Annotated in this window: 12 protein-coding genes; 6 read left to right on the top strand and 6 right to left on the bottom strand. The window is 72.3% G+C overall.

From position 1 onward, the window contains the following. Positions 1-23: 23 nt before the first annotated feature. Both lanKC and ACFXKG_RS04660 read right to left on the bottom strand, forming a co-directional pair. The gene (lanKC, locus tag ACFXKG_RS04665; RefSeq protein WP_384832277.1) at positions 24-2,684 is read right to left on the bottom strand and encodes a class III lanthionine synthetase LanKC; all 2,661 of its coding nucleotides are present in this window, start codon (positions 2,682-2,684) and stop codon (positions 24-26) included. Positions 2,685-3,021: 337 nt separating this feature from the next. Beyond that, complete coding sequence (locus ACFXKG_RS04660) at positions 3,022-4,125, bottom strand: Rv2578c family radical SAM protein (protein ID WP_384832274.1); 1,104 nt, start codon at positions 4,123-4,125, stop codon at positions 3,022-3,024. 140 nt (positions 4,126-4,265) lie between these two features. Between ACFXKG_RS04660 and ACFXKG_RS04655 the strand changes: the two genes are divergently transcribed. The 4 genes from ACFXKG_RS04655 (at position 4,266) to ACFXKG_RS04640 (ending at position 11,043) form a co-directional block, all read left to right on the top strand. Then, the gene (locus ACFXKG_RS04655; RefSeq protein ID WP_384832271.1) at positions 4,266-4,712 is read left to right on the top strand and encodes an SRPBCC family protein; all 447 of its coding nucleotides are present in this window, start codon (positions 4,266-4,268) and stop codon (positions 4,710-4,712) included. A 235-nt stretch (positions 4,713-4,947) separates the two neighbouring features. Continuing rightward, a complete protein-coding gene (locus ACFXKG_RS04650) occupies positions 4,948-7,551 on the top strand; it encodes an MFS transporter (protein ID WP_384832815.1) in 2,604 nt (867 codons plus the stop codon). Positions 7,552-7,695: 144 nt separating this feature from the next. After that, the gene (locus ACFXKG_RS04645; RefSeq protein WP_384832268.1) at positions 7,696-10,227 is read left to right on the top strand and encodes a SpoIIE family protein phosphatase; all 2,532 of its coding nucleotides are present in this window, start codon (positions 7,696-7,698) and stop codon (positions 10,225-10,227) included. A 96-nt stretch (positions 10,228-10,323) separates the two neighbouring features. Continuing rightward, positions 10,324-11,043: a class I SAM-dependent methyltransferase gene (locus ACFXKG_RS04640; RefSeq protein ID WP_384832265.1), complete on the top strand. Its 720-nt coding sequence runs from the start codon at positions 10,324-10,326 to the stop codon at positions 11,041-11,043. A gap of 169 nt (positions 11,044-11,212) precedes the next feature. Here the strand turns inward: ACFXKG_RS04640 and ACFXKG_RS04635 are convergent, their stop codons facing one another. Continuing rightward, positions 11,213-12,685, bottom strand: a complete 1,473-nt coding sequence (locus tag ACFXKG_RS04635) for a sensor histidine kinase (protein WP_384832262.1) — start codon at positions 12,683-12,685, stop codon at positions 11,213-11,215. Continuing rightward, on the bottom strand, positions 12,685-13,776 hold the full coding sequence (locus tag ACFXKG_RS04630) for a response regulator transcription factor (RefSeq protein ID WP_384832259.1): 1,092 nt from the start codon (positions 13,774-13,776) through the stop codon (positions 12,685-12,687). The genes ACFXKG_RS04635 and ACFXKG_RS04630 overlap by 1 nt, the downstream gene beginning before the upstream one ends. A gap of 255 nt (positions 13,777-14,031) precedes the next feature. Here ACFXKG_RS04630 and ACFXKG_RS04625 point away from each other — a divergent pair, with 255 nt between their 5' ends. Continuing rightward, positions 14,032-14,667 carry a carbonic anhydrase gene (locus ACFXKG_RS04625; RefSeq protein ID WP_384832812.1) on the top strand — a complete coding sequence of 212 codons (636 nt, stop codon included), beginning with the start codon at positions 14,032-14,034 and terminating at the stop codon, positions 14,665-14,667. Continuing rightward, complete coding sequence (locus ACFXKG_RS04620) at positions 14,661-16,766, top strand: SulP family inorganic anion transporter (protein ID WP_384832256.1); 2,106 nt, start codon at positions 14,661-14,663, stop codon at positions 16,764-16,766. Before ACFXKG_RS04625 ends, ACFXKG_RS04620 begins: the two co-directional genes overlap by 7 nt. A gap of 116 nt (positions 16,767-16,882) precedes the next feature. On the opposite strand, the gene ACFXKG_RS04615 is transcribed toward ACFXKG_RS04620, so the two are convergent. Both ACFXKG_RS04615 and ACFXKG_RS04610 read right to left on the bottom strand, forming a co-directional pair. Beyond that, positions 16,883-17,521: a phospholipase D-like domain-containing protein gene (locus ACFXKG_RS04615; protein ID WP_384832253.1), complete on the bottom strand. Its 639-nt coding sequence runs from the start codon at positions 17,519-17,521 to the stop codon at positions 16,883-16,885. Next, positions 17,518-17,799, bottom strand: a complete 282-nt coding sequence (locus ACFXKG_RS04610) for a hypothetical protein (protein ID WP_384832250.1) — start codon at positions 17,797-17,799, stop codon at positions 17,518-17,520. Before ACFXKG_RS04610 ends, ACFXKG_RS04615 begins: the two co-directional genes overlap by 4 nt. Between the last annotated feature and the right edge of the window lie 149 nt (positions 17,800-17,948).

The following is a 17,948-nucleotide window of genomic DNA, read 5'->3' as shown; positions in this document are numbered from 1 at the left end:
CGTACGAGTGAGATGGAACTCCGTCAGACCGCCTCAGCGGTCGGCCGGAGGAATGGGAGGAAACCCACGGAGCCGCTCAGCACACTCTTGAGGCCGAGCAGGATCCCCGCGTTTCCAGTGGCGTGGTCCATGGAGATGCGCATGAGCTGGAAGCCCGGGAAGACGGATTCGCCGCGCAGTCCGAGGAGGTGCCAGGAGAGGCGGCCGAGATGGCGGCGTACCTGGGTCGCGGCCACCGGGTCCGCCGGGTCGGCGATGTGGTGCAGCACGGCCAGTTGTCCGACCCGGCCGGTCCACAGGGCGGGCAGGGCGAAGAACTCGGAGGCGCACGCGTTCCTCGCAGCCTCCATCGAATCCGCCAGCCGCGCGTCCTCGCGGTGTGTCAGCAGTTCCGCGCAGATCAGCGCGATCCCCGAGGAGCCGCCTTCCAGATACGGGTTGAGACGCCAGCCTTCGTCCACGTTCAGGGTGCGGAAACTGGACACCCGGCACCGGTCGAGGTCGAGGTGAGCGGCCCGGACCGCAGCGTCGAGCCAGGCTGGATCCCTGGTCGCCTCGTAGGTGCGCAGCAGGAACAGGGCCGGCCCCGACCAGCCGTGCATCAGGCCCGCAGGGCCGGTCGGAGCCCGAACCGGGCCGAGTTCGCCGGGCATGGACGTAGAGGCTGCGGAAAAGCTCCCGTGGGCCACGGTCCCGGCGACCCGCTCCGCGAGCCCCAGGGAGCGCGCCCGTAAGGATCCATCGCCGGTGACCTCGGCGAAATGCGCCAGGTTGAGGCCGATTCCGGAGAGGCCACTGAAGAGATTCGGATTGTGCAACCGGTCGACAGCCCTGTCCGCGTGTTCCAGGAGCCGCAGCGCCTCCTTGCGACGGCCGAGCCGATCCAGCACATGGGCCACCCCGTGGCCACCGTCGAAGAAGCCGGGATGAACGGAGCCTCCCCGGTCGACCGCGCCCAGTAGCCACTCGGCCGACCCGTCGGGGACCTCGTAGCCGCACTCGGCGAGCGCGTGGAGGACCCCCGACGCGCCGAATGCGAAGCTCTCGCCAGCGTGGGAGAACTGGCGCACGTCACCCGGGAACAGTCTGTCCAGCCGGTCGGGGGTCGCACTGTCCGTGATAGCCGAGGCCAGCGAGTCCATGAGCGCCGGCCAGTCGGTGTCCTCGCCGTCCGTGCCCTCCACCCGCACCCTCGGACGGCCGACCCCAGCCCGCACCGCCTTGGTCTCGGGCGGTGAATCCCCCATGGCCTCCCGGATCGAGGACAGGTACGAGTCGGGGATCGGGAAGTTCTCCCGCGCGGCGGCCATCAGGTCGTGCGCCTTCGCCTGGTCGAGGCAGAGGATCGCCACCAGAGGCATGAAGAGCCACAGCCGGAGCACCCCCAGGGCGAACTTGTCGATCCCGGCGCCGCGCATTTCGGGCGGCGCCGCGAAGCCCGGTGCGGCGAGCGCTTGCCGGAAACCCGCGGGATCGTCCGACGATGTCTCGAAGTCGATGAGTACGGCCCGGCCGTCCTTGAGCAGCAGCACGTTGTTCGGGTGTACGTCCCCGTACACCACGCCGCGCGCGTGGACCGCGTCAAGGATGGACTCGACCTGCTCACACACCTGTATGGCCCAGGCGGTGTACGCCGTCTTTTCCTCCGCCGAGGGAGCCGCGCCGAGCAGGGGATACGTCTGCGCCTCCTTGGCGCTCAGCCGCTCGGCGTCGAAGTGTTCGATGGCGAGGAAGTGGTGGTCAGAGGCAGTGAAGTGCTCGTAGAGTCGCGGAATTCCACGTACCCCGGTCAGCTTGCGCAGGATGTCCCGCTCCCGCAGGAGCCGCGCCACCGCGTCCGATCCGGCAGCGTCCAGGGCGGCATGCGGCCGGGCCTCCTTCAGTACCACCTGAAGGCCGTCCCGTAAGCGCCTGGCCAGGTAGATTCCGCCCCCGTTGGAGAAGTGCAGGGGCTTTTCCACCCGGTAGGGGAAAGGGATCGCCGTCCCTGACGGAGTGGTCCGCTCGGCGATGGATTTGCGAAGGATCTCCGGCGGGGTCACCCCATCCGGCACCTCGAACACCGGCTTGCGCAGGTCGGGGACGAGATCCCCGTCCACAGCCAGCATCGCTGGCACGACCACACCGCTCTCCAGGAGGAGTTCCCGTTTGCGGAAGCCTCCGTAGCGCACGTAGAGGGGACCTGATCCGTAACGGGCGTCGCTGAGGATGTACGGGCCCGACTCGCCCTGGAGCCGGGAGGAGAGCTCGGTGAGAATGTCGCTCAGTTCCTGCTCGTTCCGCGGATAGATGGTCACGAGTTTCCCGCTGGATCCGCGTGCCGCGTATTTTGCGTTCTGTCCCAGGAAAGCGCGGCGGCTCGGCAGGAATTTGAACGCGTACCGACGTGGGACGCAGAAATTCCAGACGGTCTCGATAACGCGCTCCGCGTTCTCCGCGGTTCCCGATGAATGAACTTTCCAGCCCTGGTCGACCATGTCCTCGCCTCTGGGGTGCAACTCCAGCCAGAGGTCCCCGCGGTGGCTGTGCCAGCCGTCCGGCACCGTCCGCCTGGCCGCGGTGTAGTCACCTCCCTCCGCCACACCGTCGGGCCCCCCGAACCTGCCGGGTGCCTCGAAGAACACCGGGTCGGCCATACAGTAGGTCTCATAACGCTTGTCCACCGAATTCCCCCTTCGAAGCATGATCGGCGTGTTCCGATGTTGTTGAAGCTCGCGCTCTCCATGGCTCGTCGAGCACCTGGCCAATCATCGCGGGGCGGCGGCAAGGGTGAAAGAGAGGGCCTCCTGAATCGCCTGGTAAGAACTCCCAGTTGATTGTGGGATTCGGTACTGGCGACGGGTGTTCAGTGGGGGCCGTCGGGAGGGCGGCGTGTCCGTCTCCTCCTGCCCGAAGGTTCTGCCTGCGGACAGGAGGGATTCGCCTGTGGCGAAGCGGACTTCGACCGTCGTGGTGGCCGATGTCCGGCGCGATCCGGGCCGCCGCCGCGACGCGTTCTCCGCTCCAGAGTGGCCCGCGCTGTCACAGCAGGGTGAGTTGGGTCCCGCCGGGTTCCTGGGGCGGCGGCGTCGCGGGGGTTGTGCGGATTCGGCGGGCCGTGCCGCTGCTTGCGGGGCCGATGCCGAACTCGTCGGCCAGTTCGTGTACTTGGCGGGTGATGCGCCGCTGGTACCACTTCGGGGCGTACGACCCGTCCGCGTACAGCCGTTCGTACCGGGCCACCAGATGCGGGTGGTGCTGCCCCAGCCACGCCATGAACCACTCGCGCGCGCCCGGCCGCAGATGCAGTACGAGCGGGGTCACGGAGGCGGCGCCGGCCGTGGCGATCGCCCGGACCGTCTCCCTGAGCTGTTCGGGGCTGTCGCCGAGGAAGGGGATGACCGGGGCCATCAGCACCCCGCAGCCGATGCCCTGGCCGGTCAGTGTCCGTACGACGTCGAGGCGGCGCTCGGGGGAGGGCGTGCCGGGTTCGACCGTGCGCCACAGCTCCTGGTCGAGGAAGCCGACCGACACCGAGATGCCGACGTCGGTGACGGCGGCGGCCTCGCGCAGCAGATCGAGATCGCGGAGGATCAGCGTCCCCTTGGTGAGGATGGAGAACGGGTTGGCGTGGTCGCGCAGCGCCGCGATGATCCCCGGCATCAGCCGGTAACGGCCTTCGGCCCGCTGGTAGCAGTCGACGTTCGTGCCCATCGCGATGTGCGCCCCCTGCCACTGGCGGGAGGCCAGTTGGCGGCGTACCAGCTCCGGCGCGTTGACCTTGACGACGATCTGTGAGTCGAAACCCAGACCGGTGTCCAGGTCCAGGTAGCTGTGGGTCTTGCGGGCGAAGCAGTAGACGCAGGCGTGGGTGCAGCCCCGGTACGGGTTGACCGTCCATTCGAACGGCATGCGGGACGCGCCCGGCACCCGGTTCACGATCGAACGGGCCCGGATCTCGTGGAACGTGATGCCGCGGAACTCCGGGGTGTCGAAGGTGCGGGTCGTCACCGCGGCCGTGCCGAAGAGCGCGATCTCTCCGGGCGGCGGCCCCGGTGTGCCGGTCGGTCCGGGGGGTCCGCTCGCTCCGGGTGTTCCGGTCCCCGGGGTGTCGGGTGGGCTTTCGGCCAGATTGTCCCAGCGCATGGGTGCCTCCTCGGTAGCACTGGCGACAGAATAGAACACTTGTTCCCTTGATCGCCGCGACCCCGGATTTGGGCGGGTGTGCCGGGGGGTGGTTGGCTGGCCGCACCCCACTGAAGAACCGAGTGCTGGAGGAAGAGCCCATGGCGCAGGTCGAGGCCACGACGGAGCGAATCATCGCGGCGGACCCGGAGACGGTGTTCGATGCTCTGGCCGACTACGAGAACACCCGCGCGAAGCTCCTCCCGGGGCAGTTCAGCGAGTACGAGGTCCGCGAGGGCGGCGACGGTGAGGGCACCCTCGTCCACTGGCGGCTCCAGGCCACCAGCAAGCGGGTGCGTGACTGCCTGCTGGAGGTGACCGAGCCCAGCGACGGCCGGCTCGTGGAGAAGGACCGCAACTCCTCGATGGTCACCACCTGGACCGTCACCCCGGCCGGAGAGGGCCGTTCGAAGGCGGCCGTCACCACGGTCTGGGACGGCGCCGGCGGCATCGGCGGATTCTTCGAGCGGACCTTCGCGCCGAAGGGGCTCGGCCGCATCTACGGCGAGCTGCTGGCCAAGCTCGCCACGGAGACCGAGAAGGGCTGACCCCCTCTCACCGTTTCGAGTGGTTTTCCCCGCGGCGCGGTGGTGCGCCCCCGGCGTGCGGCGTCGCGGGAAAGCCCCTGATGAGCGCCTCGCTGCCACCTTTTCCTCTCAACTTCCCACCGTCACACTCCTCTTCGGGGGAGAGCCTTCCGCTTGCTCCTGCTCGGCGGCCAATGCGAAGAATGACGCCGCGCAGGTGCGACGAGGGGAGCAGTACGTGGGTGGGACCACTCTGATGCCGGAGGGCGGGCCGGCCGTCGAAGGCGACGGCGGAGCCGCCCACGGCAGGGACGGGCACGGCGGGGACGGGCACGGCGACGGCGCCGGGCGGCGGCCCACCCCGCGGAGCGCCGGCCCGGACACGCCCGGGCCCCCCACCCCGGGCGTGTCCGGCGCCGCGGCCCCGCTCAGCCCCCGCCGGATCCGACTGGTCTTCCTCGGCCTGATGCTCGCGCTGCTGCTGGCCTCGCTGGAACAGATGATCGTGGCCACCGCGCTGCCGAAGATCGTCGGCGAACTCCAGGGCCTGGACCGGATGTCCTGGGCGATCACCGCGTATCTGCTCACCGCCACGATCGGCCTGCCCGTCTACGGAAAGCTCGGCGACCTCCTCGGCCGCAAGGGCGTCTTCCAGTTCGCGATCGTCGTCTTCGTCATCGGCTCCGCGCTGGCCGGCTGGTCCCGCACGATGGACCAGCTCATCGCCTTCCGCGCGCTCCAGGGCGTCGGCGCGGGCGGACTCATGATCGGTGTCCAGGCGATCATCGCGGACATCGTGCCGCCCCGGCAGCGCGCCCGGTACATGGGGCTCATCGGGGCGGCGTTCGGGCTCGCCTCCGTCGCGGGGCCGCTGCTCGGCGGCTTCTTCACCGACCACGCCTCCTGGCGCTGGTGCTTCTACTTCAACGTGCCCTTCGGGCTGGTCACCCTCGCCGTCGTCACCGCGGTCCTCAAGCTCCCCAAACCCGCCGCCCGCGCCCGGCTCGACGTTCTCGGCACGCTGCTCCTCGCCGCCGCGTCCACCTGCCTGGTGCTGCTGACCAGCTGGGGCGGTACGGAGTACGCCTGGGGCTCCCGCGTCATCCTCGCGCTCGCCGCGGGCGCCGTCGTGACATCGGTGCTCTTCCTGGTCGTCGAGCGCTTCGCCGCCGAACCGGTCATCCCGCCGCGCCTCTTCCGCGACTCCGTCTTCAACGTCACCGGACTGCTGGGCGCGATCGCCGGGGTGGCGCTGTTCGGCGCGGCCAGCTATCTGCCGACCTTCCTCCAGATGGTCGAGGGGGCCAGCGCCACCGAGTCCGGGCTGCTGATGCTGCCCATGATGGGCGGCATCGTCGTCTCCTCCGTCCTCGCGGGGCAGCTCGTCAGCCGTACGGGGCGCTACAAGATCTACCCCGTGCTCGGCTCCGCGGTCGCGACCGTCGGGATGTGGCTGCTGTCCCGGCTGGAGGCCGACACGTCCCTGGTGTTCTGCGCGGTGGCGCAGGCGGTCCTCGGGCTCGGGGTCGGCCTGGTGATGCCGGTGCTGGTGCTGGCCGTGCAGAACTCCGTACGCCCCGCCGACCTCGGCACCGCCACCAGCGCCAACAACTACTTCCGGCAGATCGGCGGCAGCGTCGGCGCCGCCGTCTTCGGCACGCTCTTCGCGGGCCGCCTCGCCGGGGCGCTGGCCGACCGCCTGCCCGCCGGGGCGGATCTGCCGAGCCCCGAGTCCATCACCCCGCAGACGGTCCATGCCCTGCCGCCCGCGCTGCGTGACGGCTACGTCCAGGCGTACGCGGACGCCATGCCGCGGATCTTCCTCTATCTCGTGCCGGTGCTCGCGCTCGGCCTGTTGACCGCCTTCTTCCTCAAGGAGAAACCGCTGGTGTCCCAGAACGCCTCCGCCGCCGAGCCCACCGCCGCCGAGCCGGCCGCGGTCCCGCCGCCGCGCGCCGCCCCGCCCGCCGCCGGGGCACCGCCGGTGCCGGGGGCGCCCGCCGGGTACGTCCCGGAGACGTCCCTCGCGTACGCCCCGGCGCCCGCGTCGTACGCCCCGGCGCCCGCCGCGTACGTCCCGGGGGCGCCCGCCGCGTACGTTCCGGGCGTGGCCGTCTGCGGCACCGTCCAGCACCCGGACGGCTCCACCGTGCCGCGCGCCGCCCTCACCCTCATCGACGTCCAGGGACACCAGATCGGGCGCGGCGCGAGCGGCCAGGACGGGCGGTACGCGCTGAGCGTGCCCGGGGCCGGGTCGTACGTGATGATCGCGGCGGCCGGCGGGCACCAGCCGCAGGCCGTCACGGTGACCGTCGGCGAACGCCCCGTCGAGCTGGACGTGGTCCTCGGCGGCGCGGGCCGGCTGGCGGGCGCCGTGGTGACCGCCGACGGCACCCCCGTACGGGACGCCGCCGTGACCCTCACCGACGTCCGCGGGGACGTCGTGGCGACCACCCGCAGCGGACGCGAGGGCGGTTATGTGATCTCGGAGCTGGTGGCGGGCGAGTACACGCTGGCCGCGAGCGCCCCCGCCTTCCGGCCCGCCGCGCTCCCGGTCACCGTGCAGGCGTCGCGGGAGACCCGGCAGGACATCGAGCTGGCCGGCGGGGCGGTACTGCGCGGCACCGTGCGGGCCGGGGGCGGGCGGCCCGTCGAGGACGCCAGGGTCACCCTGCTCGACGCGGCGGGCAACGTGGTGGACACCCTGACCACCGGCGCCGACGGCACATTCCGTTTCGTCGATCTCTCCTCCGGCGAGTACACGGTCATCGCGGCGGGCTATCCTCCGGTGGCCACCGTGCTCCGGATGGCGGGCGGCGGGCGCACCGAACGCGATCTGCAATTGGGCCACGAGGACTGACCGGAATTCAGTGAAGTTCCGTGAAGAAGGGGTTGTGCGCGGGCGCACTACCGATTAGTTCATTGCCCGGCGCAACCTGTGCCGAAGTGCGTACCGTGGAGGCGGAGCCGCGGATCCCGGCGGCAGGGAAGGAGCCTCCCACCCATGGACAGGGGTATTCCGCCGGGGCCGCCCGAGCAATTCGCGGCGGCCGGCCGGATTCCGCTCGCCGTGGTCGTCGTGGACGGCGACGGACTGGTGTCGCACTGGTCGAGCGGGGCCCGGCGGCTGTTCGGGCCCACGCGGGACGAGGCGGTGGGCCAGGCGGCGGCGGATCTGATGCCGGTGGCCGGCGCCCTCGCGCAGGACGAGCCGAGCGTCGCCCACGGAGGCGACGAGGGCCCGTACGGCCGGCCCGGCCAGGACGTTCCGTCCGGCCACGACGCCCCGTCCGGGCAGGGGTACGACGTCCGGTACGGCCGCGACGAGCTGGGCCCGGAGCTGCACACCCGCGGCTCCTACGCGACCGCCGGATGCGCCAAGCTCTCCGAGCCGGGGCGCGGCAGGCTCGACGTGCTCTGGTGGGCCTATCCGCTGGTCGGTCCGGGCCCCGGACGCCATCTCGTACTCGCCGCCGACGCCGCGCAGTTCCGGACGGCGGACGGCGAGGCGACCGGCGACCCGGACGGCGGCGTGCTGCGGATCACCCCGGCCTTCGCCCTGCACACGGAGTTCCCCGACGCCGACCGGCTGGCCCGGCGGCTGCCGGACATCCTGCCCAACATGGGGCCCGCCGCGGCCGGCCGCATCGTCTCCCAGGTCCTCGAACTCGGCTATCCCGTACTGGAGTTCAGCCACCAGGACCGGGTTCCGGTCACCCCCGACTGGGGCGTGCCGAAACGGGTGGCGGGGCGCCCGGGGAGCCTGGAGCCCGAGGACGAGTCGGCACCGTACCGGCGGCGGGCCGCGCCCCGGCCCGAACTCGACCTGGAGTACGCGGAGGTGCGTGAGCGCCTCGAATTCCTGAACGAGGTCAGCGGCCGGATCGGCAGCTCCCTCGATCTGGCCCGCACCATCCGCGAGGTCACCAGCGCCGCGGTGCCCCGCTTCACCGACTTCGCCGGCACCCATCTGCGCGCCGCCGTGCTCGCCGGCGAGGGGTTCCCGGACGGGCCGCCCGACGTCACGACCATCTGGCACCGCGTCTGGGTCGAACACAACGACGAGCCGGGCCGCTGGGACGACACGGTCCCGGTCGGCGAGGCCATCGCCTTCCCCGAACACACCCCGTTCTTCCAGTGCATGGTCACCGGTGAGCCCGTGCTCATCCCCCGGATCAGCGAGGAGCAGGGCAACCGGATCTCCGGCGAGTTCGAGAAGCGCGATCTGCGGCCCCTCATCAACCACCGCTCCATGCTGCTCGTCCCGCTCAAGGCGCGGGACGTGGTGCTCGGCTTCATGGTGCTGATGCGGCGGCCCGAGCGCGAGCCGTTCGACGCCATGGACCGGACGACCGGGGCCGAACTCGCGGCCCGCGCCGGGCTCGTCCTCGACAACGCCCGCATGTACACCTACCAGGAGAACGTCGCCGAGACGCTCCAGGACAGCATGCTGCCGCAGGTCCCGCCGCGCATGGCCGGGTGCGACATCGCCACCCGCTATCTGCCCGGCACCCGGCTCGGCCGGATCGGCGGCGACTGGTTCGACGCCGTCAAGCTGCCGGGGTCGCGTACCGCGCTGGTCGTCGGGGACGTGATGGGCCACGGCCTCAACTCGGCCGCGATGATGGGCCAGTTGCGCACCGCCGTCCAGACGATGGCCACCATGGAGATGCCGCCCGCCCAACTGCTCCGCAACCTTGACGACCTGGCGCAGCGGCTCGGCGAACAGTACCTGGCGACCTGCCTGTACGCGGTGTACGACCCGATCCGCTCCGAGGTCCAGATCGCCAACGCGGGCCACATCCCGCCGGTGCTCGTCCGCGCCGAGGACGGCAGCGGCGACGTCCTCGACGTGCCGACCGGCGCGCCCATCGGCGTCGGCGGCGTGGCCTTCGAGACCGCGACCGTACGGATCCGCCCCGGCGACCGGCTGGTGCTCTGCACCGACGGGCTGGTCGAGGTGCGCGGCGCGGACATCGGGGACGGTCTCGCCGCGCTCTGCGCCACCGCCGCCCACCCCGCCGCCTCGATGGACGACGCCTGCGACACGATCATCCGCGCGCTCAACACCCGCGACGGGCGCAAGGACGACGTGGCGCTGCTGATGGCGCGTCTCAACGGCATCCCGGACGACGACGTGGCGGAGTACGAACTCGCCCTGGACCCACGCGAGGTGGGGCGCGCCCGGCGGCTGGTACGCGACCGGCTCCTCGGCTGGGAGCTGCCCGGCACGGTGGTGGACACGGCCGAACTGATGGTCAGCGAGCTGGTCACCAACGCCGTGAACCACGCCCGCTCGCACCGGGTCGTGCTGCGGCTGGTCCGTACGGACGCCCTGCTCTGCGAGGTCCTCGACGACGAACCGGCGCCCGCAACCCTGCTCAGCGCGGGCCGTTCCGACGAGTACGGCCGCGGACTGCGGGTGGTGAGCGCGCTCGCCCGCGAGTGGGGCAGCAGCAGCTCGGCACACGGCAAGACGGTCTGGTTCGAACAGGCGCTGCCGCGGGCGCCGCGTGTCCGTGCGAAGGGCAGGTGAAGGAACCACCCGGCCCCCTTGCCCCGCGCTCCCCACGGGCGGTACTCCTCGGTGCGACAACTCGCGCCTGGCGAGCCGGACATGGGGAGGACCGACATGGATGTGTCGTCGCGCTACCGTGAATCCTGGGAAGGGTACTGGCGGGAGACATCCGACGCGCCGGGCGAGGCGATCTGGGACTGCGACCCGTCGCTCGGCTCCGTCCCGCACAGCGAGCTGCTGGTGCCGCACGCCGACACCTCACTGCCCGTGGTCGACCTCGGCTGCGGCAACGGCACGCAGACGCGCTATCTCGCGACCCGTTTCGCCCGCGCGATCGGGGTGGATCTCTCGCACGCGGCGATCGAACACGCCCGCCGCGCGGACACCACGGGGACGGCCGAGTTCGAACAGCTCAATCTGGTCGACCACGACGCCGTACGCGCGCTGCGCGAGCGCACCGGTGACACCAATGTCTACATGCGCGCCGTCATACACCAGAGCGAACCGCAGGACCGGCCCGCGGTCGCGGCGGCCGTCGCGGAGCTGGTCGGCACGCGCGGCCGAGCCTTCGTCGCCGAACTGACCCCCGCCTCCAAGGCGGTGCTCCAGGGGGCGGCGGAGAGCCCCGGCGGCCCGCCGGAGAAGCTGCGGCGGGTCTTCGAGCACGGGCTCAGGCCCGCGAGCGTGACCGACGAGGAGGTGCCTGACCTGCTGCGCGAGGCCGGCCTGGAGATCCTCGCCAGCGGTGACACCGCGCTCCCGCAGACGGAGCACCTGCCCGACGGCACCCGGATCGATCTCCCGGCGAGATGGTTCGTGCTCGCCGGCCAGTGACCTGGGACGGCCGTACGGGGCGGGGCAGCCGGGCGGCGGCCGTACGCGGCGGCCGGGTCGGCCCGGTCGTACGGCACGGGGCAGCCGGGCGGCCGTACGGTACGGCCGCCCGGCGCGGCGGGGCCGCCGGGCGGGCGGCGTCGCCGGCCGACGCCCCGCCCCGTACGGGTCACCCCTCGCCCGCACCCACTCCCGCCCCCGCCCTCGCCCCGACCGTCGGACGGCGGCGTGGATGGGGGATGGGCAGCGGAAAGCCGCCGGGGCGCCGGGGCGTCAGTGTCTGGAGCCGGATGACGGCCTCCAGGCCGCCGCCCGGCGCGGGCAGCAGCAGCGCCTCGCCGCCGCTGGCCAGGGTCAGCCGCTGCACCAGGGAGAGGCCGAGACCGGTGCCGCCCTTGGGCGCGTCGGGCGCGCGCCAGAACCGGTCGAAGGCCCGCCGCCGCTGCTCCGCCGTCATCCCGGGCCCCTGGTCGGCGACATGGAGCTCGGCGCCGGTGCCGCGCAGCCGCCGGAACACCGTCACCGTACTTCCCACCGGCGCCACCCGCAGGGAGTTGGAGAGCAGGTTGTCCAGGATCTGCTCCACGGCCCCGGGGACGGCCAGCGCGTGACCGATCGGATCGCCGAGCAGCAGCAGCCGTACGCCGTGCCGCTCGTACAGGGCGCTCCAGGCGTAGACGCGCTCCTTGGCCGCCACGTCCAGGTCGATCGCCTCGGGGGTGAGCGCGGTCTCCTCCATCCGGGCGAGGGAGAGCAGCCCCTCGACCATCCTGGCCAGCCGCTCGGTCTCCGTCATCGCCGCGTCGAGGTTGGACCGCAGATGCGGCGGCACATCGGGTTCCAGATTGTCCAGGCGCAGCCGCAGCGCCGCGAGCGGTGTCTTCAGCTGGTGGGACGCCTCGCCCGCGAACGCGCTCTGCGAGGCGAGCAGATGCTCCAGCAGCGCGGCCGTACGGTTGAACGTGGCGGCCAGTACCCGCACTTCGGGCGGGCCCGTGGTGACCGACGCGGGGGTGGTCAGGCTGCCGCCCGCCAGGGTGCGCGCGGCGCGCTCCAGTTCACGGATGGGCCCGCCGATCCACCGGGCCAGCGCGAACGCCACCGTACCGACGGCGATCAGCACCCCGGCCCCGCCGAGCGCCAGCCCCAGCCACACCCGGTGGACGTCGCGCGCGACGGCGTCGGTGGGCACGATGAGGCGGACCGCGCCCTGGAGCGTCGCGCCGTGCCGGACCGGGACGGCCACCGAGAGCCAGTTGACACCGCCGATCGAGGAGGTGCGCACATCGGCGCCGTTGCCGCCGCGCAGCGCCGCGGAGATCTCGGGGCGCTCGGCGAGACCCGCCTGCTCCCGCGCGTCGAGCCGGTGCGAGGTGGCGAGCGGGGCGCCCGCCGGGTCCACGACCAGGACCCGGCCGCCCATGCGCTCGGCACAGGCCACGACCCGCGCGGCGAGATCCTCCGGGCTTCCGTAGGCGAGGGAGAGCGAGGCGAAGTCGGCGATCGACTCCGCCTCCTCGTGGGCGGCGTTGGTGGCGCGTTCGCGCTCCGCGCGGCTGTAGACGTAGCCGAGCGGGATCTCCAGACAGATCAGGACCAGAGCGGCGAGGGTCAGATAGCTGACCAGTAGTCTGCGCGTCATCAGAACCGTGACCCCGGGTGGTCGAAGGCGTGCTCGGCACCGGCCGGGCCCTGGTGTTCCTGGTGCGGTTCGGTCCGCACGGCGAGCCGCAACCCTACCCCGCGCAGCGTCTGGATCCAGGCCGGATTCCCCAGCTTCCGCCGCAGCGTGGCGACATGGACGTCCAGGGTCTTGGTGGGCCCGTGGAAGTTCGGGTCCCAGACCCGGTCGAGGATCTGCTGGCGGGAGTAGACCGCGCCGGGATCCTCGGTCAGCAGGGCCAGCAGATCGAACTCCTTGGGAGTGAGGACCACCGCCCGCTCACCGACCCAGACCTGCCGGGTGCGCCGGTCGACGATCAGCGCGCCCGTGGCGGACGGCGGGGGCACGGACCCGGCCTCGGGAGGTTCATGGAACGGGTCCGCCGCGGGACCCCCCGCCGGTCCGTAGGCCGGCTGCGCCTCGTAGGCCGGCTCGCGGACCCGCGGGGGCGCGGGCGCCCGTCCCGGCGGTGCGGGCCGGCGCGGCGCGGCGGGCGGGACCGGCGGCGCGGCCGGAGCGGCCGCCGCGGGGGACGGGGGAGCCGCGGCGGCCGGGGGAGCCGCAGGAGCCGGGGGAGCGGTCGGCATCGGGTACGGGAACGCCCCGCGCCCGTGGGTCACCTCCACCCCGATGGGCGCAGGGATCCCGCCGAAGGCGCCCGTGGCGCCGTTGGGCCCCATGGGCGCGGTGCCCGCCGGGGCCGGACCCGCCCAGGCCGCGGTCCGGCGGGTGACGGCCCGGATCCGGGCGATCAACTCCCGTACGCTGAAAGGCTTCGCGAGGTAGTCGTCGGCGCCCAGCTCCAGGCCGAGCACCCGGTCGGCCTCCGTGCCACGCGCGGTGAGCATGATGATGGGCACGTCCGAGACCTGCCGGATGCCCCGGCAGACGTCGATGCCGTCCATGTCCGGCAGCCCGAGATCGAGCAGGACGATGTCGCCGTACGGGCCGCGCAGTCCGTCCGCGCCCGTGGTCACATGACCCACCGTCAGGCCGTACCGGCCCAGACCCTCGACCAGGGGCTCGGCGATCGTCTCGTCGTCCTCGATGAGCAGGGCCCTCAGGGTCATGTATTTCCGTCTCTCCGTGAATTCGGCCGGCGCGAGTTCTCCCCCGTATTCGCGCCGGGGCGAACACCGTACGATAAACGAATGCGGCGAACACCGTTTTCGGAGGAGTGGGAGCCAGGTCACAGCGTCCGGCCGAATGATGGTATTGCCTTAGTGTTCCTCTAACCTTCGCCTTGGGTAGCGCTCTCTACGGTGTTGAACCAGGTCCTGGCCCGCAACCACCCGCCGGCCACCACCACCCCCTGGGGAGGCACCATGAAGGCTCTGCTCGAACGCGCCCGCTCGTTCCGCCGCCGTGTCGATTTCGAAAGCGACACATATCGGAAACTGGCCGACGGGCAATTTCCACAGGCACTCTTCGTCGCCTGTTCCGATTCCCGTGTCATCCCCGCATTGATCACGGGTGCCCGGCCCGGCGACGTCTTCGAAATACGCAATGCGGGCAACATCGTCCCGCCGCACCAGCCGCATCTCGTCTCCGGCGAGGCCGCCACCGTCGAGTACGCGCTGGAGGTGCTCGACGTGCGGGACATCGTCGTCTGCGGGCACTCGCACTGCGGCGCGATGGGCGCGCTGGCCTCCGGCAAGGACCTCTCCGGCCTGCCCGGCGTGGGTGCCTGGCTGGAGAACGCCAGGCCGGGGCTGGCCCCCGTACTGGACCGCGCGCCCGTGGACGGCGCGGATCCCGCCGCACCGGGCGACGCGCTCGTCACGGAGCTGGCGCAGCTCAACGTACGGGTCCAACTGGCCGCCCTGCGCGAGTATCCGGCGGCCCGGCGGCGGCTGGCCGAGGGCCGGCTGCGGCTGCACGGCTGGTACTACGAGGTCCACACCGGCGAGGTGTGGGAGCTGAACGAGGACGACGACAGCTTCCGGGTGCACCCGTGCTGAGCCCGGGGCAGGGATACGGCGGCGGCCCCGTCCAGCCGGGTCCGCCGGGCCCGGGCCGCCACCGCGGCCGGCACGCGGGCCGCGGGCCGGGCCGTGCGGACAGCTCCGAACCGGCCCCGGAACCCGGGTACGGCGGGGCGCGGCCGGATCCGTTCGACGCCTTCGGCGCGGACCCGTACGCGGCCGACTTCGCCCCCACGGGGCAGCACCCCGCGGCGGATCCGTACCTACCGGACCCGTTCGCGTCGACGGGGCAGTACTCCGCCGCGGATTCCTTCCCGCGGGACCCGTACGCGGCCGACCCGTACGCGCCCGATTCGTACACGAGCGACGCCTACGCGACCGACCCCTACGGGAGCGCGCCGGGGTCGTACGGGGCGCCGCCGTCCGCGCCGCCGAGGCCGCCGGGCCCGCCGCGGCCCGCCGGGAAGGCGAAGGCCGGGCCGGGCGGGAAGGCGAAGGCCGGGCCGGGCGGGAAGAAGAAGACGGGGGCCGGGCAGAAACCGGATCTCGCCACCGAGATCACCGCGTCCTTCGTCGTCTTCCTCGTCGCGCTGCCCCTGTGCATCGGCGTGGCCGTCGCCTCCAGCGCGCCCCCCGAACTCGGCATCATCTCCGGGGTCGTGGGCGGCCTGGTCGTCGGCATGGCGCGCGGCAGCACCCTCCAGGTGAGCGGCCCCGCCGCCGGGCTCGCCGCGCTGGTCGCCGAGGCGGTGCTGGAACACGGACTCGCCACCCTCGGCGTGATCGTGCTGGCCTCCGGGGTGCTCCAGATCGGGCTCGGGCTGATCCGCCTCGGACGGATGTTCCAGGCGATCTCCATCGCCGTGGTGCAGGGCATGCTCGCCGGGATCGGGCTGCCGCTGATGTTCAGTCAGGCGTACCCGATGGCCGACGCCAAGGCCATCGGCGTACCGGTCGAGAACATGCTCGGCATCCCCGGGCTGATCGCGAGCACCCTGGCCGACCCGCAGAAGATGATCGCGGCCGCGCTCGGCATCGGCACTGTCGTCCTCAGCTTCCTCTGGAAGAAGATGCCGGCCCCGGTGAACAAGGCGCCCGCCGCGCTGGTCGCGGTGGCCGGCGGCATGGCGGTGGCCTCGCTGCCCGGGGTGAACATCAACACCCTCCAGGTCGGCAATCTGCTGGCGTCCGTGCAGGTCCCCGGGCCCTCGCAGTTCGCGATGCTCGCCAACGGCGCCGTCCTGAGCACCGTGCTCACCTTCACCATCATCGCCTCGGCCGAGAGCCTGTTCACGGCCGCCGCCGTGGACCGGATGCACACCGGCGCCCGCACCCGCTACAACTCCGAACTGATCGCGCAGGGCGCGGGCAACACGATCTGCGGGCTCCTCGGCGCGCTGCCGATGACCGCCGTCGTCGCGCGCAGCTCCGCCAATGTGCAGGCGGGCGCCAAGACCCGGATCTCCCGTACCCTGCACGGCCTGTGGCTGCTCGCCTTCGCCGTGCTGCTGCCCGGGGTGCTCGCCCTCATCCCGATCTCCGTCCTCGCGGGCGTGCTGGTGCACAGCGGCTGGAAGCTGTTCGCGCCGGCGGAGTTCCCGAAGATGTGGCGCCAGGACCGGGGCGAGTTCGCCGTCATGACCCTCACCACGGTCGTGATCGTCGCCACCGCCCTCCTGGAAGGCGTCCTGGTGGGCCTCGCGGCGGGCATCGTGCTGGCCGCGCTGCGGATGTCGCAGACCTCGGTACGCACCGAGGTGGCCGGCGACACGGCGAAGCTGGTCATGGCGGGCAACGCGACCTTCCTGCGGCTGCCGAAGCTGATCGACGCGCTGGAGGAGGTCGCCTCCGCCGGGATGCCCAGGATCCGGCTCGATCTGACCGCCGTCACCCACTGGGACCACGCCTGCCGCAGCCAGGTCGACGAGTTCGTGGCACAGCAGCGGGGCACCGGCGAGGTGCGGGTGGAACTGCTGCGGCCGAACACCCCCAACGCGCCCACCCCACCGCCCACCCCGGCGGCGGAACAGGAGCCCCGGGCGGACCAGGAGGCGACACCGGGACCGACGGCCCAGTGGTTCTACCTCGACCCGACGCCCGTCGAGGAGTACCGGCCCTCGGCACGGATGCGCTGACCCCGCCCGCCCCGGTCCGTACGGCGCCCCACGCGCGAGGGTGCCGTACGGACCGGCGGGCGTTCCCGCGGACTCCCCGCCGTACGGACCGGCGGGCGTCCCCGGCGGCCGCACCGTCAGCGGCAGGCCGCCACGTTGTCCGCGGTGTCCGGAGCGGCCGCCGCCCGCACCCGCGTGAAGTTCGCGAGGAACGCGTCGTACACCGAGCCCGTGTTGATGCGCACCATCGACTCGTCGTTGTCGCGCAGCGCGGGTCCGCTCCAGTTGTGGCTGCCGGTGAAGACCAGCCGTGTCACCGACCCGGCGTACTTCCCGTCGATCATCATGTTCTTGGAGTGCACGATCCGGTTGGGCGTGGCAGGGTCCGCGTCGTGGTCGTGCTGGTAGCAGCGGGTCGTGAGCCGGGTCTGCCCGTGCAGCGCGTTCCACGTCCCCGTGTCGGTCTCGCTGTAGACGAGATCGACCGTGCACCCTTCGGCGGCCTTGGCGCGCAGCTTGTCCGCGACGGCCTGCCGGGCAGCGCCGCCCCCGACGCTGCTGAACAGCAGGAACTTGTTGTGGTTGATGCCGCCGCTCCCGGTGGCGAGGCACGACCGGCCCGCCGCGCACAGCTTCACGTACGAGGTGCTCGCGATGTCCGTGCCCAGCGCCGCCTTGAGCGTGTCGTACGGTGCCGGATCGATGCCCGTGGTGCTGACGCTGGACTCGTCCAGCACCACCTGGACCCGTACCGCCCGGTCCTGGTGCGCCGTCACCAGATCCTGCGCGACGCCTTGTCCCAGAGGTGGTACAGGGCCATCCGGATGGTGGAGCCCTCGTCGGCCGCCGCGATCAGCGCGCGGATCCGGTCCTTGATGGCGTTCCGCGCCGCCGCGTCCCCCGTCGGCTCGTTGAAGACCGTACCCATGGGTGGCGCGTCGGCGGCGGCGGCCACCGTGGCCGGTCCCGCCACCCCCACTCCGGCGGCGGCCGGCACCAGCGCGGCCAGTCGGCCACGCGTCTGTGCGAACACCCGGAATCTCATGAATCCCATGTCTCCCCCCTGAGACATTCCGGCACTCCGCTGATGGAGGTGCCGTTCGCCGCGGGACCTTACAGTCGTGCCGTCGAGTCGGTCTACACTCGCCCCGCCCTCAGGACCGGCATGCGGTCGCGTGGGGCCGGGCGGAGAACGGAGCCCAC

It is taken from the genome of Streptomyces sp. NPDC059255 (genome assembly GCF_042752355.1).
GTDB lineage: Bacteria > Actinomycetota > Actinomycetes > Streptomycetales > Streptomycetaceae > Streptomyces.
The sequence above is the reverse complement of the archived record's forward strand: the minus strand, read 5'-3'. Positions and strand labels throughout refer to the sequence as shown.